Below are 23,530 nucleotides of genomic sequence, written 5' to 3' on the forward strand. Positions count from 1 at the left end.
AGAATTGCTTTAGTTCACCGCCGCCGCGGCCAGGATCAGGATATCCAGATCGTGCTCCGGGTAAAAATCCTGCGCCGTCATCTGGAACGTCGTCGCGCCGATCTTCTTCACATTCGTACCGCAAAAGCTGATGTAGTTCTCGGGGCTGCCCTTATCGACGGTCAACTCGAAATGCTTGATCGGGCCGGACCAGTTGGCACCCGTCGTCAGCACGTAGGAGATCCAGCTCTCGGTATAGCCGCGACCACCCTTGTCGGCCGCCATGGCAAGCTTGACGGCCGTCTTTAGAAAGGTCTCGTCGAGACAATATTTGGCGCGATAGTTCTGCAGCTGCCGCTTCTGGTAATCTTCGTCGCCGGCGAAAGTGATGGCGACGGTACCGCCGACGCTTGGCTTGTAGCGATGCTCCACGGCAATCTTGGCCTTGGCCGGAAACTTGGTGCGCCACCAATAGGTCGTATGCAGCGTCCACATCGGCGTCGGGTGATGTTTCATGCCCTGGCCGTCGGCGTCGTATTCGTCATCGGCGATCAAACCCCGGGCTGTCCAGTCCTCGAGCACATCGACGGGCAATTTAGCCACGGCATCCGTCGCCGCCTTGCTGAGCGGCAGCAGCGGCACGCCATGCGCCTTCAGTTCGTCAGTCATGTCGACCCCGGCAACCGACACGCGCTGCTGCAGGGTCGGCGTGATGGCCTTGCCATCCTGCGTCACCGTGAAACCCAAGAAATTGTCGGAATCGACATTTCCGGCATCGACCATACTGTCGATGTCGCCTTTGATATCGGGCATCGGAAAGGCGACGACGCTTTCGACATCCTTCTCGGAGGTATTTTCGAAGATGTAATCGACGCGGACCTGTTCCGCCGAAATGAACAGCTTTTCCTGCGCCATGCTGATATCGCCGGTGCGGACATAGGTAAGACCACCCGTCTTCAGCTCAGCCATCGTATCATTTGCCATAGCCGGAACGGCGAACATCACCATTAGCGCCGCATAGCCAACGATCTTCCGCATGATGCCCTCACCCGTCGATTGCGGCGATTATGGCCGGTTGCGGTCCGGCGTCAACGCCGGTATCGATATAAAAGGCTTGCAACACGATCCATTGCCCGGCATGGACAGCCCATGTCCGAACCACAACGCCTCGACCAGCTTCTCGTCACCCTTTCGCTCTTCGCCAGCCGCTCGCGCGCTCGCGATGCGATCCAGCGCGGCACGGTCACCGTGAACGGCAAGATCGTGACGAAGCCGGGAGCACTTTTTTCCGAAAGTGTCGAGATAAGCATCGATGATCCCGCACAGGATTACGTCTCGCGTGCGGCCTTGAAGCTGGTGGCGGCGCTCGACCATTTCGGCCTCGATCCGCGCGGACAGCATTGTGTCGATGTCGGCGCATCGACCGGAGGCTTTACTGAAGTGCTGCTGCAGCGTGGCGCTTCTCATGTCACTGCGATCGATGTCGGTCACGACCAGATGCATCCGCGGATAGCCGCCGATCCGCGGGTGACCAATATCGAGGGGCTGAACGCGCGCAACCTGACCGCCGAGGACATAGGCGAGCCCTTCTCCCTCATTGTTTCCGACGTCTCGTTCATTTCGCTCAAGCTGGCTCTCGCGCCGGCGCTTGCGCTTGCCGAACCGGGCGCACGGGCGGCACTGCTCGTAAAACCGCAATTCGAAGCGGGCCGCGATGCGATCGGCAAGGCCGGGCTTTTGAAGGACCCCTCCTCCGCTCCGGCGGTGGCGGCGGAACTCGAGCGCTGGTTCACCGAAGACATGGGCTGGCAGAGCCTCGGCCTCATTGCCTCGCCGATCGCGGGCGGCGACGGCAACCAGGAATTTCTTCTCGCAGGGATCAAGCCATGAGCACCGAAACCGTTACCATCCAGAAGCTCGGCGCCCAGGGCGACGGCATCGCGCAGGGCACCGACGGCCCGATCTACGTGCCCTTCACGCTGCCGGGCGAAAGCGTCGCCATCGCGCGGGTTAAGAGCCATGGCACGCTAATGTCGATCGCGTCGGCCTCGCCCGACCGGCAGGAGCCGCACTGTCGGCATTTCGGCCCGCATGGCGTCAACGGCGCCTGCGGCGGCTGCACCCTCCAGCATTATGCCGATGCGCCCTACCGCGCCTTCAAGCGCCAGCTCGTCGTGGACGCGCTGGGGTCGAAGGGCCTGACGCCCGACGTGGACGATATCGTCGCTGCGCATCCCGGTGAACGGCGCCGGGTCGTCTTCGCCGCGCGCAAGACTGAAAAGGATATGCTGATCGGCTTCAATCAGGCCGAAAGTCACCACATCGTCGCCATCGAGGAATGTCCCATCGCCTCGGCCGGCATCATGGCCCGCTTGCCTGCCATCAAGACGATTGCGGCGGCAATGGCCGTCAATGCCGAAGCCTTCCGCATTTCCGTATTGGAAACGCAGACCGGCCTCGATCTCGCCGTCGACGGCATCAAGTCATTTTCGGACAAGCAGCGCCGCAGCACGATCGAAACCGTGCTGTCGCTTCGCGGCATCGCCCGCGTTTCGCTGAATGGCGAGATCCTGGTCGAGCCGGTAAAGCCGATGATCGATTTCGGCGGCGTCCAGGTCGCACCGCCGCCTGGTGCCTTCACGCAGGCGACCAAGCAGGCCGAGGACGCCATGGCCGAGTTGGTTGCAGCCCATGTCGGCAAGGCCAAGCGTATCGCCGATCTCTTCGCCGGCAGCGGCACCTTCTCGCTTCGCCTGGCGCGGATTGGGCGCGTGCATGCGGTGGAAAGCGAAGACAAGCCGCTTGCGGCATTGGATCACGCCGCCCGCAACACGCAGGGACTGAAGCCCGTCAGCGTCGAGCGCCGTGATCTCTTTCGCCGGCCGCTGATGGCGCAAGAATTGAAGGTCTACGACGCCGTCGTGTTCGACCCGCCCCGCGCCGGCGCAGAATTCCAGAGTAAGGAATTGACCCGATCGCAGGTCAAAAAGATCGTCGCCGTCTCCTGCAACCCGCTGACGCTCGCCCGCGATCTCGCTATCCTGGTCGAGGGCGGCTACCGCATTACGCGAGTGACGCCGATCGACCAATTCCTGTGGACCTCGCATGTCGAAGTGGTTGTGATGCTGGAGAAGTAAGCCTTCACCGCTTCATGAAAGCCTCGAAAGCCGCGCGGGCTTCGGCGCTTTTCAGCTGGGCGGCGAAATGCTCGGCCTCTTTCTGGATGCGGTCGAGGACAGCATCCGGAGGACCGCGCATGAGATCGCGTGCGATCCGAAGGGCCTCAGGCGGCTTGGCGGCGAGTTTTGCGGCCAGAGACAGCGTTTCGGCCTCCACCGCGTCGGGTGACGCCACCTTCCAGATCAGGCCCGCTTCCTTAGCGTCAGAAGCGGAAAGGCCTTCGCCGAGCGCAAGCAGCGCGAAGGCGCGTTGATGGCCCATCACGCGCGGGGCAAGCAGGCTTGAAGCAGCCTCGGGAACCAGCGCAAGATCGACGAAGGGTGTCCTGAACAGGCTGCGGTCGGAGGCAATAGTCAGATCGCAATGCAGATGGATCGTCGTGCCGATGCCGATCGCCAGACCATCGACGCCGGAGACGACCGGCTTTTTCGTGCTCGCCAGCGCGACGAGAAAATCAATCACTTCGCGCCCCATATTGCCGCTCATGGCGAAGGCAAGGAAATCGGCCAGATCGTTGCCGGCCGAGAAGCAGCCCTCAGTGCCGAGAAAGACATGGACGCGGATATCCGGCGCAGCTTCCGCCGCCTTCAGCGCGTCGGTCATCGTCTGATACATGGCGCGGGTGATGGCGTTCTTCTTTTCCGGCCGGTTGAACCGGATGATCTGGACCTGCGGCGCAGTTTTGGGGCGTTCGATCAGGATGTGGTCGGTCATGGCTTTTCCTCAGGCTAATGCGGCGCGGGCGGCTTCGAGGCTGGATGCACCGGCGACGACCCGATCGGAGAGAGCGGCGGTCTCGGCCAGGAGGTTTTCGGCAACGAAGCGGCAAAGTGCGATGCGCTTGGCCCCCTCGCCGTCGCCTGCATCGGCAAGGCCACCCTTGGCCAGATAAGAGCCGGTCAGCACGAGACCGAAAAGCCGCTGGTAAGGCGTGGCGCCCGCCAGAGCTTCGGCAGCAGCGCCCTCCGCCTGTTTCGACAAGAGCCATTCGCTTGTCTTTTCCAGATCGGCAATGGCCGCCTGCAACCGCGATGCCGTTTCGCCGAAACCATCCAGATTGGACTTGGCGACGGAATCGGCGATCTCGCGCAGTTCGGTAATGAAGCCGCGCATGTGATCGCCGTTGGCGATCGTCAGCTTGCGCGTCACCAGATCGATGGCCTGGATGCCGTTGGTGCCTTCATAGATCGGTGCGATGCGCACATCGCGCAGCAGCCGCGCCGCCCCCGTTTCTTCGATGAAGCCCATGCCGCCATGAACCTGGACACCAAGCGAGGCGGCATCGACGCCGGCATCGGTGGAGAAGGATTTAGCGATCGGCGTCAGCAGGGCGGCGCGCTCCTGCCAATATTTTGCTCTCTCGGGATCGCGATGCGACATGTCGATCGCCTGCGCACAGGCGTAGCAGATCGCGCGTGAGCCCTGCGTCAAAGCCTTCATCGTCAGCAGCATACGCGCGACATCGGGATGCTCGATGATCGGGCTCATGCCCGATGCGGTCGTGCCTGGCGCGCGGCCCTGGGTGCGCTCCCGGGCATAGGCGATGGCCTTCTGGGTCGCGGCTTCGGCAATCGCGACACCCTGGATGCCGACAGCCAATCGGGCATTGTTCATCATCGTGAACATGCAAGCGAGGCCCTTGTTCTCCTCGCCCACCAGCCAGCCGACGGCGCCCTTTTCCGCACCATATTTGCCGTCGCCATAGATCATCGTGCAGGTCGGTGAACCATGGATGCCGAGCTTATGTTCCAGCGAATGCACGAAAAGATCGTTGCGGGCACCGAGCGAGCCGTCCTCATTCACAAGAAATTTCGGCACGAGAAACAGCGAAATGCCGCGCGTGCCGGCAGGCGCATCCGGAAGGCGGGCGAGAACGAGATGGATGATGTTCTCGGTCGCCTCATGATCGCCCCAGGTGATGAAAATCTTCTGGCCAAAGACACGATAGGTGCCGTCATCGCGGCGTTCGGCGCGGGAGCGCAGAGCGCCGACATCGGAACCGGCATGGGGCTCCGTCAGGTTCATCGTCCCCGTCCACTCGCCCGAGACGAGCTTTGCCAGATATGTCTTCTTGAGGTCGTCGCTGCCGTGAGCCCGCAGCGCTTCGACCGCTCCCATGGTCAGCGTCGGCGCGAGGCCGAAGGCCATCGAAGCGGAATTCCACATTTCCAGCGCAGCGATATTCAGCATGTGCGGCAAGCCCTGCCCGCCAAACTCCTCCGGCGCGGTCAGGCCATTCCAGCCGCCAGTGATCCAGTCGCGATATAGCTTCTCCCAGCCATCGGGAAGGACCACCTTGCCATCCACCAGCCTTGCGCCTTGCCTGTCACCATTCTCGGCAAGCGGCTCTACCTCATCGCCGGCAAAACGCCCAGCTTCCGACAGGATAGCATCGACAAGATCGGTGCTGAGATCGCCGAGAGCGCCCTCTTCCATGGCGCGCTCCATGCCGGCGACATGTTTCAGCGTGAACGCAATTTCTTCGACAGGCGCCTTGTACATGATGATTTCCTCCGGATCGGTACTGGCAATGACCCGCCTCACCCGGACCATCAGCCATTTGTGGCTATAGCTAGTTTATTTTTACGTAAACGTCAATTTTCTCAAATGGCAGGAGGCATCGATTTCCACCGTCTCGCGAACCCGAACGTGACATGCGTCTTACGCGCGCCGAGCGGCTGTGACATCGCCGCCCCTATCCGCGATTATTCCGCCAAAGCGCGGACTTGAATAAAAAACCGTCATGAATGAAGACTAAGGCGACTGTTCAGACAAAGCGAACGATGCCCCCATGAATACGCTCACGTCAGCCAATACCATACCAGGCTTTATCTGGGCGTACCGTCTCCGTCCCGGTGATACCAAGCCGGAGCGCTTGCCCGACGATACCGATCGTTCGAGGCTGTTCCGCGACGACGGCTTTCTCTGGCTGCACCTCAACCTCGTCGATGCACGGGTGCCGGCCTTCCTCGAGGATGCGCCGGGGCTGAACGAAGCCGCCCGCATAGCGCTGACCACGCATGAAACACATGCAACGATCACGGTCGACGAGCAGATGCTTTTCGGCACATTGGTCGACTTCCAGCGCGATTTTGCCCACAACACCCACGACATCGGCTGGCTGCATTTCGCGCTGACCGATCGCGTGCTGATAACCACCCGGCTGCAGCCTCTGCGCAGCCTGGACCGGACCCGGGTGCTGATCGAAAAGAACGCCGCACGATTTTCCAATCCCGTGGATATTTTCGAGCTGATCGTCGTCGAGTTCCAACGAACCCTGATCTCCGTCGTCATTGAAATCAGCGAAGAGCTGAATGGCATAGAGGATTTCGTCCACGGCAATACGTCGCGCGACGAGCGCGCCAAGCTTGCGCCCATCCGCAGGACGATCGTGCGCCTGCATCGCCATCTGCGGACCGTTCTCTCGCTGATGCGCCACGCCGCTGCCTCCGACGACGAGGAAATGCCGCTCGGCTTCGAGGATGTCGCCGGCCGGCTGACCGGGCGGTTGGAAGCAGTCGAACACGACGTCTATGCGCTGCAGGAACGGGCCAGACTGCTGCACGAAGAAATCGATTCGAAGCTCGCCTCCGAGATCAATCGGCATCTCTACATCCTGTCGATCATGACCGCTTTTCTGCTGCCCCCGACATTGGTGACCGGCTTCTTCGGCATGAACACATCGGGCCTGCCGCTGGCAGGCGGCGCAAGCGGCACCGGATATGCGGTGGGGTTCATCATCGCCTCCATGCTGCTGGCATGGTGGCTGCTCAGGCGGGTCAATATTCTCTGACGTCAAAGTATGAAAAAGCCGCCCGGCGAGAAACCGGACGGCTGGCATTTGTCGTTCTGAAATTACCGCTTAGAAATACGGCGAATAGCACTGACGGCGCGGGCCGGAATTCGGCTGGAACGTATTGTCGTAAGCGCGATAGGAGCGATAGCGCGACTCGCACCAGGCGACGTGGCGTGGATTGATGCCGGCACTCGGAGCCGGAGCCGGCGCGTAATAGCGCGGCTGGCTGGCGATCGCGCCGCCCACGAGAGCACCGGCGCCGAACGCTGCCAGCGGGAACCAATAGCCGTCATAATAGCGATAACCGCGACGATAGCCCGGATAGCCGCGATAGCCTCCATACCAGCCACGGCGATAATAGCCGCCGTGACGCCATTGGACCTGTTCGACATTGCCAGGCGCGGCCTGGGCGGGCGCGGACTGCTTTACGATCGGCGCGGCGGGCATCTGCATGGCGAAAGACGGTGTGAAGCTCGTCAGGGCGACGGCAGCCGTTACGGCGACTGTCGCGATTTTTGCACGGAAACCAAGCATTTTCATCTCCATTCCCTGGTTCGACTTGGCACTCAAGTCTGTAGGCGTTTCATGTCGGGAATGCTTCCCGAGCAAGGTTTCGCTGCCTGCTTCGTCGCATATCCGAATAGACGACAAAGAACGCGGCAGCGCGTTATTTAGTTCCTCAAATCCCTACCGACTTAAGGAGTTACGAGGGGCTCCACGATGAATTTATAGTGATTGCTTTCTTAACCCAAGATTAACCAGCAATCCTTACTATTATTTCATGAAAGGATACCGAAAGAGTAACCTCCTCATTTACGGCTTGCTGACGATCCTGGCACTGATGGGGCCGGTCTCCAAGCCTTCGGCCGGCGAAAGCCCGCCCTGGGGCGATCCGAAAAACGCCCTGATTGTCGATGCTTACGAGCTGAACACCATCGACTGGAACGCGTTTCTGCAGGACAAACGGATAGCCGGCTTCATCTCCAAGGCCTCCGACGGATTGCCCGAAAGCTTCAGCTGCACCGGCGATCACGGCGGCGATACGGTGGCCCATTGCAGGACGATGTGGCGTAAGTACGCAGTCAGCCGTGAGCTCTTTCAAACGCGCCGCATGCTGGCAAAGGCGAATGGTCTGTTATGGGGCGCCTATCATCTGGGGCGGCCCGGCAATCCGATCGACCAGGCCAATCATTTTCTCGATTATGCCGATCCACAGCCGGATGAGCTGATGGTGCTCGATATCGACGGCATGGACACGACGCAGTTCATGTCACTCGACGATGCGCAGATCTATGTCGCCCACATCAAGGTCAAGACCGGGCGCTACCCCATTCTCTATGTCAATCACAATATGGCGCGCTACATCGCCGATCACCGGGGTACCTATCCGCTGCTGTCGCGGCTGCCCTTGTGGTATGCGCGCTACAAGCCTGATGTCAAAGGCACTTTCCCACTCGGCAACTGGGACAATTATGCCATCTGGCAGTTCGCTTCGTCGGACAATTGCTCGGAGAAAAGCTGCCCCTATCGGGTGCCGGGGACGCTCACCGATATCGACGTCAATGTCGTGCCGATGACGAAGGTTCAGCTCGCGAGGATCTGGCCGCAGGGCGATCTCCTGCCGGCCAAACCCCTGCCCGCGCCGGACCTGACGATCGCGCTTGCACAGATGTGCAGCGGACCGCGGCAGATGCTCGTTTCGCTCATGACCGAGATCGACCCGGTCGTCACCGCGTCAACCCCGCAAACCAAGCCGGTCGAGATCAACGAACTGAACTATCAGGATTTCTAGGCCGGTACGACCGCCCTTAGATCGATGCTAGGCCTCGATCTGCACATCCGTCTTCGGACGCGAACAGCAGGCGAGGATATAGCCCTCGTCGATCTCGTCATCGAGGATGCCGCCATTATGGCTCATCTCGACTTCGCCCGAGAGCTTCATGACCCGGCATGTCCCGCAGAGGCCGGATTCGCAGGCGGCACCGATGCGCACGCCGGCGCCGCGCGCCGCCTGAAGCACGGTCTGGCCCGCCGCGCAGACGACATCCTTGCCCGCCATGGTGAAGCGGATCGTGGTCGCCGCCTCGCCCGATGCATCGTCGGAGACTTCCGCAAGCGGTGTCGCCGCATTGGCCGGCTGGAAGCTTTCCTGATGATAGCGCGACATGTCGAAACCATGCGCTTCGAGCATCGAGCGCACGGCGTCCATGAAGACTTCCGGGCCGCAGCAGAAGATGGTCCGGTCCATGAAATCGGGCGCCAGCAGGCCGATCTTCGCCTTGTCGATACGACCCTTCAACCCGGACCAGAGGTCTGTTCGGCCGCAACCTTCGACGATGAAACCGAGATTGAGGTTCGGCATGAAGCGCGCGAGATATTCGAGCTCGGAACGAAAGATGATGTCGGCCGGGCTGCGCGAGCAGTTGACGAAGGTGATATCAGACAGCGGTGCGATATCGGACATGTAGCGCGTCATCGACATCATCGGCGTGATGCCGGAGCCGGCCGAGACGAAAAGATATTTCTCGCCGGGATGACGGACATGGCTGAAATCGCCGAGCGGGCCGAAAGCCTTGATGCGCATGCCCGGCTTCAGGTTCTCGAACATCCAGCGCGTGCCGATGCTGTCCTTTTGCGCCTTCACCGTCACCGCGACCGAGAAGGGCCGCGACGGCGTGGACGACAGCGTATAGGTGCGCATGACCGGCTCCGGAGCCGTCGGCAGCTCCAGCGTCACGAACTGGCCCGGCAGATAACGGAACCAGTTATCCTTGTCGGACCCGAAGGTGAAGGTCATCACGTCAGGCGCTTCGGGCGTTGCCGAGAGGCATTCGAGCACATGCTGCCTATCATTCCAGGGCTGCATCTGGTCGAGGTGGCGATGCGGAAGGGAGACGGTCATGTTCATGCTCAGGCAACCGCCGACAGCTTGGCCTGATCGCCCTGCAGCCGGTTGATCATGAATGTCGTGTACCATTCGACGAACTGCATGACGCCGCCTTCGTGGATCTCCGAATAGGGACCGGGCTCATAGGCCGGCGAGCGGATGCCGAAGGCATTTTCCTCGACGATGCGGCGGTCCTGATCGTTGGTTTCGGTCCAGACGTGGGTCAGCTCTTCCAGATTATAGTCGACACCTTCGACGGCATCCTTATGGACGAGCCACTTCGTGGTCACGGCAGTTTCCTCGGCGCTGATCGGCAGGACGCGGAAGGAGATCGCGTGGTCGCCGAGCATGTGGTTCCACGTCGTCGGATAGTGGAACAGCAGCATGGTGCCGATGCCGTTGATCGTCACATCGGGCGAGAGCGGCCGCCTGACGGCATTCTGGCCGGACATGGTGTAGCTCTCGGCACCTTCGATCAGCGGCATGCGGGCCGTGCGGAACTGCCCATCCGGCGAGATCTTGAATTCGCTCGGCAGGCCGGCGGCTTCGCAGCGTGCCCAGTGCTCGGTGATGACGGGGTCGCTCATCGCGCCCTGCACGCCGGTCACGGTCGGAGCTTCCGGGAAGGTGCGGCAGAGTTCGGGGTGATTGGCCGCGCAATGATAGCACTCGCGGTTGTTTTCCCAGACGAGCTTCCAGTTGCCCTTCTCGATGATGGTGCTCTGGAAGGCGACCTTGGCTTCGCTGATGCGGTGCGGCGCCATGTAGGGTTCGATCGTGGCGCGAACCGGTGCGAAATCGGGGGCGTTCTGCGCGAGGCAGATGAAGATGTAGCCGCCGACGCTTTCGCAGTGAACCGGCTTTAGCGAATACTGGCTCTTGTCGAAATCCTCCGCCATCTGGCGGGCGAAGAGCAGCGAGCCGTCGAGCTCGTAGGTCCACTGGTGATAGGGGCAGACGAGCTTTGCCGACGAGCCGCGCTCGGTGGTGCAGACACGCGAGCCGCGATGGCGACAGCTATTGTGGAAGGCGCGGATGACCTGATCGCGGCCGCGAACGATCACGACGGGATAATCGCCGATCTGGACGGTGAAATAATTGCCCGCGCGCGGCACTTCGCAATCATGGCCGATAAACAGCCAGTCGCGATAGTAGATCGTCTCCATATCGAGCTTGAAGTAATCCGGATCGGTGTAGAACGGTTGCTCAAGGCTCAAACCCGTCCGGTGGTTCTTCAGTTGCCGCAGAACTTTGCTGCCGATGTCCATTTGCCTATCCTTAGCAGTACCAGAAGGCGGGCAAAGGACATGCGCGGCCGATTGGGAGCGGCCAAAAGCAATGTCCCGACCACCCGCCGCGGTCAGTAAACCTATGTGCCCAAGGCTGGTTTCCGGGCTCTGGAGCGGCCCTGTTTCCAGAGCCCCATGGCACCTTCCCAGGTCGATCGACCCAGTGGCTTTATCCGCCATGCCTCACTCCACCACCGTTGCGGGGGCAGCGCCGGATTTTGACCGGCTTCCCAATTCTCCGTCTCCCTAGCAGACGGCACCTTGAGATTGATGGCATCATAGCTCTCGGCTCCGCCAGCCGCTGCGCTGCAATGCGACATCGGCTCCGAAATTGACGACAGTCGAAACGGGACGCCCGGACGGTTGCGTGCCGCGAGAATATAGAGAGGAAATTCAATTGGTTGGGCGCTTGCATCAGAGACGCTCCGAGCATCGTATGTGCATTCCACCAATGACGCTTTATCCTGATTGCGACAGGTCTGCAAACGGCCGATAATTGGGAGGCTAGTTGCACGGCTGAGAGCGCCGACAGAGCCGCTATCGGGAGCCTTCGGTCCGGCGCGGTCAAGCTCGGCTCAAGCTCCGTAGTCCATCATGTCGCCGAAGAGTTTATAGCGAGATCCGGCATGGCCAAACTCAGATATTTCGACGCTGGGAAGCCCGCCGAGCCTGAACCGGCGCAGCCGGTATCAACGACGGGGTACACCGAATTCCTGCGCACCGGCCGCATCAACCGCAACAGGCCGCATTGGCTGGCAGAAGAGCGCGAATACCTCACCCATGAACAGGTGGCCGAACGCACGGCGCTGAAGCTCCGGGACGCCGGCGAAAAGACCCACGACCGGCTCAACAATTTCCATAGGTCCATCCGCTTCCCGAAGCTCATCTTTCATCACACGCTGAAGGACACGCCGCATCTCGGCTATTGCCATGTCACCGCCGCGCGGACGCAATTCGCCCAATATGAGCAGGTGAACTGGGCCTTCTACATAGCCAACTTCTTTGCCCGGATCGGCCACGAAGAGAACTTCTTCGAGGATATCAGCCTCAAATATTCGCGGATGTATTTCGCGGTCGCCATCCATCCGGACAGGCAAGCCGAAGACAAGAAGCTGACGATCAATCGCGACGTCCGCGGCAACGGCGTACTGTTCCACACCCACGATCCGCAGATCGCCATCCGCAACGTTCTTCTGCTCGGCGCCCGCAACGAGCAGCTTCGCGACATCATTCGCCAGCTTTGACGATTGATCCGAAAACTCGAAGGGCATAAGAAACGGCCTGAACTGCAAGCAGGCAGGCCATGGCACGACACATAGATATTCTCGAACATCCGCAAACGGCAATAGAGGTCGCGACGGCTACCCTTGCCGAGGGCCTGCCGATCGGGCTGCCGACGGAGACGGTCTACGGCCTTGCCGCCGATGCCACCAATCCTGCCGCGATTACCCGGATCTACGAGACGAAGGGGCGGCCGCGCTTCAATCCGCTGATCTGCCACATGAGCGATCTTGCGATGGCCGAGCGCTATGCGGTCTTCGACCCCATCTCGCGCAAGCTCGCGGAAGCCTTCTGGCCCGGACCGCTGACGCTGGTGCTGCCGCTCAAGCCCGATAGCGGCATCCATCCGCTGGCGACCGCCGGCCTCGACACGGTCGGCATCCGCGTGCCGCGGGGCTTTGCCGGAGAACTGATCCGCGCCTTCGACCGGCCGCTTGCCGCGCCGAGCGCCAATACCTCGGGCAAGATCAGCGCCACCAGCGCCGATCATGTTAGTGACGACCTTGGGGAACGGATTACCCTCATTCTCGACGCTGGGGCCTCAGTCGTTGGCGTGGAGTCGACCATCGTCAAGATCGAGAATGGCGAGATGCGACTGTTACGACCTGGCGGGCTGGCTGCCAGCGAGATCGAGCGTGTGGCTGGTAAGGCGCTGAAACGCAGGAAGAAGGCTTCCGCTGCCATCGAAGCGCCCGGCATGCTTGCCTCGCATTATGCGCCGGGCGCAGCCGTGCGGCTCGACGCGACGAAGGTTTTGGCGAACGAAGCGCTGATCCGCTTCGGGAGGCCGGACATTCCTGGCATCGAAAATGCGGTTGCCGTGCTGGATCTGAGCACCAGCGGCGATCTTTCGGAAGCTGCCGCGAATCTTTTCGATTTCATGAAGCGCGCCGATGCCACCGGCGCGGCCACGATCGCTTTCTCGCATATTCCCGACGAAGGCCTCGGCGAGGCCATCAACGACCGGCTGCGCCGCGCCGCCGCGCCCAGAGACTAAATCAGCCATCAGGCAAAGGACACGCCATGAGCAGCTCCGCCCCCTCCTCCGACCTTCTCGATCGCTTCGCCGTCATCGTCGGCGAAAAACATGCCGTGCGGGACCCGGCCGAAATTGCGCCGCATCTGGTGGAAAATCGCGGGCTCTATCACGGCGCTTCGCCCATGCTGCTGAAGCCCGGCTCGGTGGAAGAGGTGTCGGCCATCCTCAAGCTTGCCAGCGAAACCGGCACGGCCATCGTTCCGCAGACCGGAAATACCGGCCTTGTCGGCGGGCAGACGCCGCGGGAGGGCAACTCCGATATCATTCTCTCGCTGGAACGCATGAACCGCGTTCGCGATATCGATCCGGTCGGGAATACAATGATCGTCGACGGCGGCTGCATCCTGGCGGATGTGCACAAGGCGGCGGCCGAGCATGGCCGCATGTTTCCGCTTTCGCTCGGCTCCGAAGGTTCCTGCCGCATTGCCGGCAATCTTTCCACCAATGCCGGCGGCACGGCTGTTCTTGCCTATGGCAACATGCGCCAGCTCTGCCTTGGCCTGGAAGTCGTGCTGCCCACGGGCGAGATCTGGAACGGACTGCGCCGCCTGAAGAAGGACAATACCGGCTACGATCTGCGCGACCTCTTCATCGGCGCGGAAGGCACGCTCGGCGTCATCACCGGCGCAGTGCTGAAACTCTTTCCACAGCCACTCGGCCATCAGGTCGCCTTTGCCGGCCTGCAATCGGTCGATGATGCGCTGACCCTGTTCAAGAACGCCTCCAGCCTCTGCGGCACGGCGCTGACCGGCTTCGAGCTGATGCCGCGCATCGGCGTCGAATTCACCACGCGACATATTCCGGGCGTGCGCGATCCGCTGGAGACGGTGCATCCCTGGTATGTGCTGATCGACATCTCCACCTCGGATTCGGCTGAGACCGCCGAGCGGATGATGTCGGCGCTGCTCGAGCAAGGCTATGAGGCCGGACTGATCCAGGATGCGACCATCGCCAGTTCGGATGCCCAGCAGAAGGCTATCTGGCACATGCGCGAGAGCATGTCGGACGCCCAGAAGCCGGAAGGCGGCTCGATCAAGCACGACGTTTCCGTGCCGGTGGCACAAATCCCGCAATTCATGGCCGAAGCGGAAAAGGCCGTGGTCGCCGCCATGCCGGGCGCGCGCGTCTGCGCCTTCGGCCACATGGGCGACGGCAATATCCATTACAACATCTCGCAGCCTGTCGGCGCCGACAAGGCCGAGTTCATCGGCCGCTGGCGCGAGATGAACAAGATCGTGCATGGTCTGGTGCTGCAGCATGGCGGCTCGATCTCGGCCGAGCACGGCATCGGCCAGCTGAAGCGCGACGAGTTGGCTTCCATCCGCTCCGATATTGAGATGGACCTGATGCGCCGGATCAAGACGGCTTTCGATCCGGCCGGGATCATGAATCCTGGGAAGGTCCTCAAGGTCTGAGTGTTGGTCGGCTGTCTTAACGGGCGAGACACGCTCTGAATCTAGGTTGTTATGGAAGGCTTCAGCATGGGCGACAAGCACATATATGTGACATCGGTCAGCAGCAGCGGCGTGCACCAGTTCAGCAAGCAGATTAAAGATCATATTCAACTGCTGACCGGGCTCGGTGTGGAGGGCGACGCGCATATGGGGGTGACGGTGAAGCATCGCTCCCGCGTCGCGGTCGATCCGACGCAACCCAATCTGCGCCAGGTGCACATCATCCATGAAGAGCTGTTCGACGTGCTGACCGAAAAGGGATTTTCCGTCGCGCCCGGCGACATGGGCGAGAACATCTCGACCAGGGGGATAGACCTGCTTTCCCTGCCGCAAGGCACTCGCCTGTATATCGGCGCGGAAGCGATCGTGGAGGTGACGGGCTTGCGCAATCCCTGCAGGCAGATCGACAATTTTCAGAAGGGCTTGCTGCACGCTGTACTCGACAAGGATGCCGATGGCGGGTTGGTCCGCAAAGCGGGGATCATGGGCATTGTCGTGCAGGGCGGCCGTGTTCAGCGCGATGACGCCATTCGCGTCGAGTTGCCGCCGCTGCCGCATGTCAAGCTTGAGCGGGTTTGATGTGCTTATGCGGAGCATCTGATACCCCTCTGTCACTATCGCGACATTTCCCCCACAAGGGGGCCATCGCGTATGAAATAGAAAGTGCCCCTCACCCCAGCCCTCTCCCCGTTTTGACGGGGCGAGGGAGCTACCTCGCCAAACCCCTTCGCCCCGCGTGCGGGGAGAAGGTGGACTCGAACAGTTGAGCCAAGCGAAACTGTGAGAGGACGGATGAGGGGCTAACCTGTCCATATGCGATTCCCCTGCCCTTGTGGGGGAGATGTCCCGAAGGGGACAGAGGGGGTGAGCACTCTCCGCGGCGACCGCAGCCAGCGTCATCCCCCATTATATCAATCGAAATCGTCTTGACCCGAATTACCACCGCCGCCATTGCGGTTACCGGAGATGATCTCGCGTTTGCCGACGTGGTTGGCGGGGCCGACCAGGCCGTCCTTTTCCATGCGCTCGACCAGCGATGCAGCGCGGTTGTAGCCGATGCCGAGGCGGCGCTGGATGTAGGAGGTCGAGCACTTCTTGTCGCGCATGACCACCTTGATCGCCTGCTCGTAGAGATCGTCGCCGTCTTCCGAGGCAATCGCGCCCTTGTCGAAGACGGCCGTATCTTCTTCCTCGTCTTCCTCGTCCTCGTCAGCCGTGACCGTATCGAGATATTCCGGACGGCCCTGCAGCTTCAGATGAGCGACGACCTTCTCGACTTCCTCGTCGGAGACGAAGGGGCCATGGACACGGGAAATGCGGCCGCCGCCGGCCATGTGCAGCATGTCGCCCTGGCCGAGAAGCTGTTCGGCACCCTGCTCGCCAAGGATGGTGCGGCTGTCGATCTTCGACGTGACCTGGAAGGAAATGCGCGTCGGGAAGTTCGCCTTGATCGTGCCGGTGATGACATCGACGGACGGACGCTGCGTTGCCATGATCAAATGGATACCTGCGGCACGGGCCATCTGCGCCAGACGCTGGATCGCACCTTCGATTTCCTTGCCGGCCACCATCATCAGGTCGGCCATTTCGTCGACGATGACGACGATATAGGGCATCGGCGTCAGGTCCATTTCCTGGCTCTCTTCGATCGGGGCACCGGTGCCCTTGTCGAAGCCGGTCTGGACCATGACGTGGATGGTCTCGCCCTTTTCCTTGGCGGAGGCAACGCGGCTGTTGTAGCCGTCGATATTGCGCACGCCGAGGCGCGACATCTTCTTGTAGCGATCCTCCATTTCGCGCACCGCCCACTTCAGCGCCATGACGGCCTTCTTGGGATCGGTGACGACAGGGGTCAGAAGGTGCGGGATGCCATCATAGACTGACAGTTCCAGCATCTTCGGATCGACCATGATCAGGCGGCACTGTTCCGGCGTCATGCGATAGAGCAGCGACAGAATCATCGTGTTGATGGCGACGGACTTGCCCGAACCGGTCGTACCTGCCACGAGCAGATGCGGCATCTTCGCGAGTTCGGCGATGACGGGTTCGCCGCCGATCGTCTTGCCGAGGCCGAGCGCCAGCTTGTAGCCGCTCTTCTCGAAATCGGGCGAATCGATCATCTCGCGGAAATAGACGGTCTCGCGGTTGACGTTCGGCAGTTCGATGCCAATGACGTTGCGGCCGGGAACGACCGCGACGCGGGCCGAGAGGGCCGACATCGAACGGGCAATATCGTCGGCAAGGTTGATGACGCGCGACGATTTGACGCCGGGTGCCGGCTCAAACTCATAGAGCGTGACAACCGGGCCTGGACGGACATGGATGATCTCGCCCTTGACACCGAAATCCTCGAGCACGCTTTCCAGCAGCCCGGCATTCTGCTCCAGCGTTTCCTGCGTCATGATCACGCCGGAGCGGATGGCGGGTTCCTGTAGCAGTTCGCGCGGCGGCAGCTCGTATTCGCCGTCAGCGGTGCGGGCGATCGGGCGCCATTCGGGTGGCGTCAGCGATGCGGGCCGGCGCGGCGAGATCCGTGACGGCGGCGCGTCGATCAAACGCTGAGCGGCGGCCTCGACGGCTGGAATGATGGATGCCGCCTTGGCGACCGGTTCAGCAGCAGCCGGAGCGACGACCTTCGTCGGCATCGGGGCAACGACCATCACCGGGGCGGGGCGAGCCTCGACGGCAGGAGCGGTTTCAGCGCCATAAACGGCGGTGACGAAGGCAGGCGGTACGAATGTCTCGGCTGGGGCCTCCACGACAACCTGCGGCTCCGGCTGCGGCGCTTCCTCTGAAGCCGCCACAACTTCGATGACCGGAGCCAGAACGGCAGCCTCCAGCGCTGCGAGCTCATCCATAGCCGGCGTGCTCAGAACTGCCACCGGCTGGTTGTAAATGGTTTCGGCTGGCTTTGCGGCTTCTACAGCCACAGACAGTGCAACAGTGGGCTGCGGCTCGGCAGCGGCAGCCGGACGGCGGCACTCGACGACCCGGAACTTGGCAATGATCGATTCGGCATCAACTTCCGGCTTGGGCGGCATCGCCGGCTGCTTCGGCTCACCCTTGAGGGCCGAGACGAACTCGCCGTCGAACGGCATCGCATCCCAGAAGGCGAAATCGGAAAGATGGGCAAGACGCGACTCGACCACAGGCGCGGCTAGGGACTCGGGAACACTTGGCTGTACAGGGGAAGCATCCAACGCAATCGCGGGAGCTTTCGAGAATGCGGTAGCGATAACGGTCATCTCCAATGCGTCCGGCTCGGTTGCCGGGGAATTCTGAATTACTGTCGGAATATAGCCTTCCACCACCAGCGGCATGTCCTCGAGCGGTGGCAGGTGGAATTCGGTCGGCCGCACGGGCGGAACGACAATGGTTGCTGCCGGTGCTTCGGCCACAACAGGCGGCTCCATCACCCGCATCGCGGCGTGCGCGGCGGCTGGTGGACGGATCTCGGCCTTCGGCTCGGCAGGCGGACGACGGCTGATGATTTCGTTTTCGCGCGTGCGGGTGAAACGCACGTTGGGACCCATTAGGAAGGCATTCTGCCAGCCGGGCGATGCGAGATCTTCCGCGGAGATTCCCTGCGGCAGAACCGGCATGTCCTGCTCGTTCGTAACGGCGGCAGCCTGCAGCGCCTCCACGACCGGCGGCGGGGCTGCGGCGGTGCGCCTCCTTACCTCTTCGGCAAGACGCTGTTCCTCGGCGCGGCGCTGCTCTTCGGCCTTGCGCTTGGCTTCGCGGGCGTTACGAATCTTCTCTTCCAGAAACGCACGGCGAGCGGCGATCTGCTCGGCGCGGCGAGCCTCTTCGGCCGCCAGCTCCGGGTCGAGATCGTCCTCCGGCTGGACGCCTTGAGACGCATTGGAAAGTGTCGTTCGGGAAAGACGCATGAGACCTGCAACCCAGTCATTGATATTGCCGTTGGCTTCTCAAATCGAATAGGGCAAGGATGGTTAATAAGTTCCTTCCTGCCGTTGTGGAAAGCTGCCATTCCACACTCGAAAAACACGTCCGAATATGCTCGGAAACCCTGTAGAAACAAGGACATGACAAGCCCCTGCAGCGCGAGAACGCGACAGGGAGACAGGCTAGATTTTTTGCGGGACCCGTTACCGTGACGAGGACAGCTGCGCGATGGAAAGCAGCGTATCGGCACTGATGCCGGAGCTCGACGATGAGCCCGTGAGAATCGATAGCGCCGGCGATGTCGAGGAGGTCGTATTGTTCTGCAAGTCGTACATCGCCGAGAACCGCTGTAGCAGCTGGTTGAGCTTGTCGGGGTTATGCAGGTCGCTCACATTGATAAAATTGCCGAGCATCTTGGCCTGGGTATCGACGTCCATGTTGGAGATCGAACTCGGCAGATTATAGGTGGTGGTGATGACCTCATAAAGCGCCGAATCGCCCATGATGTCATAGATCGAGTTGATATCGGGCGCCTTGCGCTGGAAGTAGAGCGCCAGACGCACACCGGGGTTGCTCTCGCCTTGCTGATCTTCCAGCGTCTGATGCAGGAAGAGATCATTGGTCGCCGCAAGCGCGCCCTGGTTTTGCGCCGTGCCGAGCTTCGTGTCGGTCAGATTTCCGTCGGTACCGAAATTGAACGCTTCGACGATGCTCTTGAACTTGGCGCCATCGGTCGTGTTGATGAAGCTCTTCGAATCGGACGGATCGGAGGCGAAAGCCTTCTTCAGCGTCGCCGTATCGACGGTCTTCGGATCGATGCCGTTGGCCGTCAGGATGAAATTCGTAAGCTTGCTGTCGGCCAAAAGATCCGTGACGCTGGTCACCTTGACGATGTTGGTGGCGAAATAGGTGGCGGCGGTCTTGGCATCGCTGGTGGCTTTGGTCAGCTCGGCCCCCGACAGCCCCGCCGTGCTGTGGCTGGAATATTGCGAGATATAGCTGTTGATCTGCGTTTGCGACAAAGACTGCACCGGAGCCTTCAGATTGCCTTTGCTGTCGAAATTGAAGGCCTTGGCAAGCGCGGTGAAGCGGGAGTCCTTGAGCGAGTTGACATAGCTCTTCGGATCGTAGGGATCGCTTTCGAGAATCTTGGTCAGCTGGGACTTCGTGACCTCGTTCTCGCCGATGCCATAGGCGCGCAACGCCATCTGATAGAGTTCCGGCGCGCTGTCGTTGGCGGCACTGCTGTCGGACGTATTGCTCGCAAAGAAATCCTTGATGGTCTTCACGCTGGCGATGCGGTTCTTGTAGTTGTTGACCGCATCCGTGGTCAGGGTCGACTGCGACGACTGGTAGTTGGTCATATAGGCCTTGGAGGCCGCGTCGATCTCGTTTTGGGACTGGGCCGTCTGGCCGGAAGCAAGCGTGCCGTCCGACTGGAAATTGAACTGGGAGACGACGTCGGTCAGACCGAAGATGGCGGCGGTCGTCGCATCGCCGAAAGCGTTCTTGAAGACGACGGCTGGCGTCGTCGGATCGATGCCGTAGGCCGTCTTGACGTAATCGAAAAGACGCTTGTCCGACGTCAGCTGGTCGACTGACGTGATGGAGCCGATATGATTCTTGTAATAGAGATCATTGTCGGTTGCGCCGACGCTCGTCGTGAATGAGGGCACGGTGGAATTGTAGGCGCTCATCACATCGGCCTGCTGGCTGAGCGTCTGCGGCCCTCCGGGATAGTTCGCGGTATAGCCTGCCGTGGTGGCGCTTATCTGGTCAGATGTCTGTGCTTGTGAACCGGATGCGACCGTGCCGTCGCTCTGGAAGTTGAATTCCCCCATGACCGCAGTCAGCCCATTCGAACTCGCTGTGCTGGCATCCTTGGCCGAAGCATTGAACTGATCCGCCGTGATATAGGATGGGATATTGAATGCCGTCTTGACGTACTGGAACAGCTGCGGATTGGACGTCAGCTGATCGACCGAGGTGACGCTGCCGATATTGGCCTCGTAATAGGCCGTGTCGCCGTCCGGGGTCGATGTCTTGACCGTGCCGTCGGCATTGAAATTGAATTCCGCCACCAGCGCCTTGTCGGCACTGCCGCCATTCTGATTGACGTAGCTATTGGGGTCGCTGGGATCGCTCGTCAGCATCTGCTTCAGAGCCGAATTCGACACATAGGTCGGGTCGATACCGTAGGCCTGCAGCACATAATTACGCAGGCGGGTATTGCCGAGGAGATCATCGACCGTCTTAACCGAGCTGATGTTCTGGCTGTAATAGGTGGTTTCGGTCGCTGCCGACGTCTCCTCGTTCGTAAACGACTGTTTGTAAAGCCCGATGAGGTCGTCTTCCTGCGTGCTGGTTTGTGCCGTATTCGTCGTACCCGTCGAGCTCGTGCCGAAATTGAACGCCGCAGCGAATTCTTTATAACGCGGATCGGTGAGCTTATTGGCGAAACTGCTGGAGTCGCTGAGGTCGCTGGTCAGGACCTGTTTCATAAAGGCCTTGGCATAGGTCATGTCGGAAAGCCCGTAGGCTTCCATTGCGTAACTGTATAGTTGATAGTCATTCAGGAAGCTGTCGACATCAGTTACTTTGCCGATATTGGCGTTGTAATAGTCGATCAAACGCTTGCTTTGCGACTGCTGCGCCACCTGATTGAGCGAGGTCGCCATATCTCTGGTTGCGATCGTATAACCAAGATAAGTGGAAATCATCAGCAGAATCCCAATAAATCTCTAATAAAGGGGGCGAATCTGGCCGGCATTATTTCATATAAATCTTACCTGAGGCTTACACGCACTCACCTTATGCGTGTACTATACTGATGCACCACCTTGCCCTGTGTTCACCTTATGGAAACCCTGATGCATTCGACTTTGCTAACCATTTGAGGACGCAAAGTTTTCTTAACCTCGATTTTTAAGCTGTCTGGAAGGGACGGCACCTAATCTGCCCAACAACGAGAGGACAGAAGTTCTCCGAGAGAAGACCGGAACAACCGGCTCTCAGGTAAAGCAAGGGTAGAAAAATCGATGACTAATACCGTCCTGAAGCCCGATTGGGCTGGAACCACACTGCGGCTTGATCCGGCGCGCTTCCCGCAACAGGTCAGCTACGCCATGCGAGGTGCCGAAGGTGATGTCACCATTACGATCGACGAGCGCGGCGCAGTGCTGCGCAAGATCCTGCCGTCCAGCGGCCTGCCGCTGTCCGTCGCTTTGCCCAAGCGTGCATTCCAGGGTGTAGCCGCCCGCGCCATAGATCACGGCGACGGCGAAGTTACCGTCACGCTGGAGCTGCATCACTCAGACCCGGATCTCTGCATCCCCCTTCTCGTCGCTCATGACTTGAGCGACATCGCCGCTGACTGGCGCTCCTGGTCGGAAGCCTTCCGCATTCCGATGCTGATGATCGAAGCCGATGGCGTGGCCCGTCCGCTGGAAGAACATCTCGGCGGCGTCCGCTCGCAGGACAGCCAGCCGCGTCGCCGCCATTCCTACTTCGCAAACCGCCGCCCCCGCTTCCTCGTGCGCCGCACGACCGGCAAGCTCGGCATCAAGATGAAGATCCAGGGCCGCGAGATCATCGCAAGGCATTGAGCCGATAAGGCTCGAAAACCGAATATCACCAGAAACCGGCCGTGGGAAAACCGATCCCGCGGCCGAAATCTTTTTTTCAGGGAGCAAGAAGCAGGAACGACAGGAAGAGCCCGGCGAAAATGATCAACCCGACCCGATTGTTCGATTTGAAGAGGGCCAGGCACTGTGCGCCGTCGTTGATGTCGAGCACGGCGATCTGATAGGCGAACATGCCGCCGGCGACGATCAGGCCGAGATAGGCGAGCCAGCTTGTACCCGCGAGCGCAAAGGACAGAAGCATCAGAAGCAGCGTCGCCCCATAGAGCCCGACCAGCCAGAGTCGAGTCCGATCGCCGAAAAGCCGCGCGGTCGAGCGCACGCCGATCAGCTCGTCATCCTCCTTGTCCTGATGCGCGTAGATCGTGTCGTAGCCGATGGTCCAGAGGATCGCGGCGAGATAGAGCACGATCGGGGCAAGCGACAGGCTGCCGAAGAGACCCGCCCAACCCATCAGGGCGCCCCAGGAAAAGGCAAGGCCGAGGAAGAATTGCGGCCAGTCGGTAAAGCGCTTGGCAAAGGGATAGAGCGCGACGATGCCGAGCGACAGCACGCCGAGGATAACGGCAAACCAATTGAACTGCAGCAGCACCAGCAAGCCGACGAGAGCCTGCAAAGCGATGAACACCTTGGCCTGAAGGCGCGTCACTCGGCCCGATGGCAGCGGGCGCGAGCGGGTGCGCGCCACGGACATGTCAATCTCGTGGTCGACCAGATCGTTGTAGGTGCAGCCGGCACCGCGCATGGCGACGGCGCCGATAAAGTAAAGGAAGAGGTGATAGATCACCACGAAGCCGGGGGAGCCATGTCCCAAAGCGACGGAGGCATTGGCCGCAAGCGCGACGGACCAGAAGCATGGCCACATTAGGAGCTGCCAGCCGATCGGCCTGTCCCAGCGCGCAAGCTGAGCGTAAGGCCAAAGCGTCGGAGGCAGGACGCGATAGACCCAGTTGCCGGATGGCGCGTCGGCGACGCGCCCGTTGATGTCGCCTGTGTTTTGCATAGGCGAGTAGTAGTGACATCCAGCACCCGAGGTCAAGCGGCGAGGCCATGACGAGACATGACCTCGCCCGTT

General features: G+C 60.8%; 18 protein-coding genes and 1 riboswitch. Of the genes, 9 read left to right on the forward strand and 9 right to left on the reverse strand.

The window, feature by feature from the left end; genetic code table 11:
* Positions 1–9 precede the first annotated feature (9 nt).
* Positions 10–1,017: a DUF4424 domain-containing protein gene (locus tag AC13RM_RS29505; RefSeq protein ID WP_374820270.1), complete on the reverse strand. Its 1,008-nt coding sequence runs from the start codon at positions 1,015–1,017 to the stop codon at positions 10–12.
* 111 nt (positions 1,018–1,128) lie between these two features.
* Between AC13RM_RS29505 and AC13RM_RS29510 the strand changes: the two genes are divergently transcribed.
* Positions 1,129–1,869, forward strand: a complete 741-nt coding sequence (locus AC13RM_RS29510) for a TlyA family RNA methyltransferase (RefSeq protein ID WP_285176268.1) — start codon at positions 1,129–1,131, stop codon at positions 1,867–1,869.
* A complete protein-coding gene (locus AC13RM_RS29515) occupies positions 1,866–3,116 on the forward strand; it encodes a class I SAM-dependent RNA methyltransferase (RefSeq protein WP_488556006.1) in 1,251 nt (416 codons plus the stop codon). The genes AC13RM_RS29510 and AC13RM_RS29515 overlap by 4 nt, the downstream gene beginning before the upstream one ends.
* A 4-nt stretch (positions 3,117–3,120) precedes the next feature.
* Here the strand turns inward: AC13RM_RS29515 and AC13RM_RS29520 are convergent, their stop codons facing one another.
* Both AC13RM_RS29520 and AC13RM_RS29525 read right to left on the reverse strand, forming a co-directional pair.
* On the reverse strand, positions 3,121–3,873 hold the full coding sequence (locus AC13RM_RS29520; protein ID WP_285176270.1) for a crotonase/enoyl-CoA hydratase family protein: 753 nt from the start codon (positions 3,871–3,873) through the stop codon (positions 3,121–3,123).
* A gap of 9 nt (positions 3,874–3,882) precedes the next feature.
* The gene (locus AC13RM_RS29525; RefSeq protein ID WP_285176271.1) at positions 3,883–5,661 is read right to left on the reverse strand and encodes an acyl-CoA dehydrogenase family protein; all 1,779 of its coding nucleotides are present in this window, start codon (positions 5,659–5,661) and stop codon (positions 3,883–3,885) included.
* A gap of 289 nt (positions 5,662–5,950) precedes the next feature.
* Here AC13RM_RS29525 and AC13RM_RS29530 point away from each other — a divergent pair, with 289 nt between their 5' ends.
* Entirely contained in the window at positions 5,951–6,952 is a 1,002-nt protein-coding gene (locus tag AC13RM_RS29530) for a transporter (RefSeq protein WP_285176272.1), read from the forward strand.
* Between the two features lie 69 nt (positions 6,953–7,021).
* Here AC13RM_RS29530 and AC13RM_RS29535 read toward each other — a convergent pair whose 3' ends face one another.
* Complete coding sequence (locus AC13RM_RS29535) at positions 7,022–7,489, reverse strand: BA14K family protein (protein WP_095434122.1); 468 nt, start codon at positions 7,487–7,489, stop codon at positions 7,022–7,024.
* A gap of 247 nt (positions 7,490–7,736) precedes the next feature.
* Here AC13RM_RS29535 and AC13RM_RS29540 point away from each other — a divergent pair, with 247 nt between their 5' ends.
* Positions 7,737–8,747: a glycoside hydrolase family 25 protein gene (locus AC13RM_RS29540; protein WP_285176274.1), complete on the forward strand. Its 1,011-nt coding sequence runs from the start codon at positions 7,737–7,739 to the stop codon at positions 8,745–8,747.
* 27 nt (positions 8,748–8,774) lie between these two features.
* Here AC13RM_RS29540 and AC13RM_RS29545 read toward each other — a convergent pair whose 3' ends face one another.
* Both AC13RM_RS29545 and AC13RM_RS29550 read right to left on the reverse strand, forming a co-directional pair.
* Positions 8,775–9,863 (reverse strand): FAD-binding oxidoreductase, encoded by a 1,089-nt coding sequence (locus AC13RM_RS29545; protein ID WP_113232017.1) that lies wholly within the window; start codon positions 9,861–9,863, stop codon positions 8,775–8,777.
* A gap of 2 nt (positions 9,864–9,865) precedes the next feature.
* Complete coding sequence (locus tag AC13RM_RS29550; RefSeq protein ID WP_285176276.1) at positions 9,866–11,110, reverse strand: aromatic ring-hydroxylating oxygenase subunit alpha; 1,245 nt, start codon at positions 11,108–11,110, stop codon at positions 9,866–9,868.
* Between the two features lie 96 nt (positions 11,111–11,206).
* A riboswitch (cobalamin riboswitch) is annotated at positions 11,207–11,410 on the reverse strand.
* Between the two features lie 347 nt (positions 11,411–11,757).
* On the opposite strand from AC13RM_RS29550, the gene AC13RM_RS29555 reads away from it, so the two are divergent.
* The 4 genes from AC13RM_RS29555 (at position 11,758) to AC13RM_RS29570 (ending at position 15,484) form a co-directional block, all read left to right on the forward strand.
* Positions 11,758–12,375, forward strand: coding sequence for a DUF6656 family protein (locus tag AC13RM_RS29555; RefSeq protein ID WP_285176278.1), 618 nt, complete (start codon positions 11,758–11,760; stop codon positions 12,373–12,375).
* A gap of 59 nt (positions 12,376–12,434) precedes the next feature.
* Positions 12,435–13,409, forward strand: a complete 975-nt coding sequence (locus AC13RM_RS29560) for an L-threonylcarbamoyladenylate synthase (protein ID WP_374820249.1) — start codon at positions 12,435–12,437, stop codon at positions 13,407–13,409.
* Between the two features lie 26 nt (positions 13,410–13,435).
* Positions 13,436–14,866 carry an FAD-binding oxidoreductase gene (locus AC13RM_RS29565; protein ID WP_374820247.1) on the forward strand — a complete coding sequence of 477 codons (1,431 nt, stop codon included), beginning with the start codon at positions 13,436–13,438 and terminating at the stop codon, positions 14,864–14,866.
* Between the two features lie 66 nt (positions 14,867–14,932).
* Positions 14,933–15,484 (forward strand): MOSC domain-containing protein, encoded by a 552-nt coding sequence (locus tag AC13RM_RS29570; RefSeq protein ID WP_374820245.1) that lies wholly within the window; start codon positions 14,933–14,935, stop codon positions 15,482–15,484.
* 332 nt (positions 15,485–15,816) lie between these two features.
* On the opposite strand, the gene AC13RM_RS29575 is transcribed toward AC13RM_RS29570, so the two are convergent.
* Both AC13RM_RS29575 and AC13RM_RS29580 read right to left on the reverse strand, forming a co-directional pair.
* Positions 15,817–18,798 (reverse strand): DNA translocase FtsK, encoded by a 2,982-nt coding sequence (locus tag AC13RM_RS29575; protein ID WP_374820243.1) that lies wholly within the window; start codon positions 18,796–18,798, stop codon positions 15,817–15,819.
* Between the two features lie 219 nt (positions 18,799–19,017).
* Positions 19,018–21,534, reverse strand: coding sequence for a DUF1217 domain-containing protein (locus tag AC13RM_RS29580; protein WP_374820241.1), 2,517 nt, complete (start codon positions 21,532–21,534; stop codon positions 19,018–19,020).
* 318 nt (positions 21,535–21,852) lie between these two features.
* Between AC13RM_RS29580 and AC13RM_RS29585 the strand changes: the two genes are divergently transcribed.
* Positions 21,853–22,419 (forward strand): DUF6101 family protein, encoded by a 567-nt coding sequence (locus tag AC13RM_RS29585; protein ID WP_069613709.1) that lies wholly within the window; start codon positions 21,853–21,855, stop codon positions 22,417–22,419.
* Between the two features lie 76 nt (positions 22,420–22,495).
* Here the strand turns inward: AC13RM_RS29585 and ubiA are convergent, their stop codons facing one another.
* A complete protein-coding gene (ubiA, locus tag AC13RM_RS29590; RefSeq protein WP_374820239.1) occupies positions 22,496–23,458 on the reverse strand; it encodes a 4-hydroxybenzoate octaprenyltransferase in 963 nt (320 codons plus the stop codon).
* Between the last annotated feature and the right edge of the window lie 72 nt (positions 23,459–23,530).

This window comes from Martinezella sp. CNPSo 3732 (assembly GCF_057784515.1).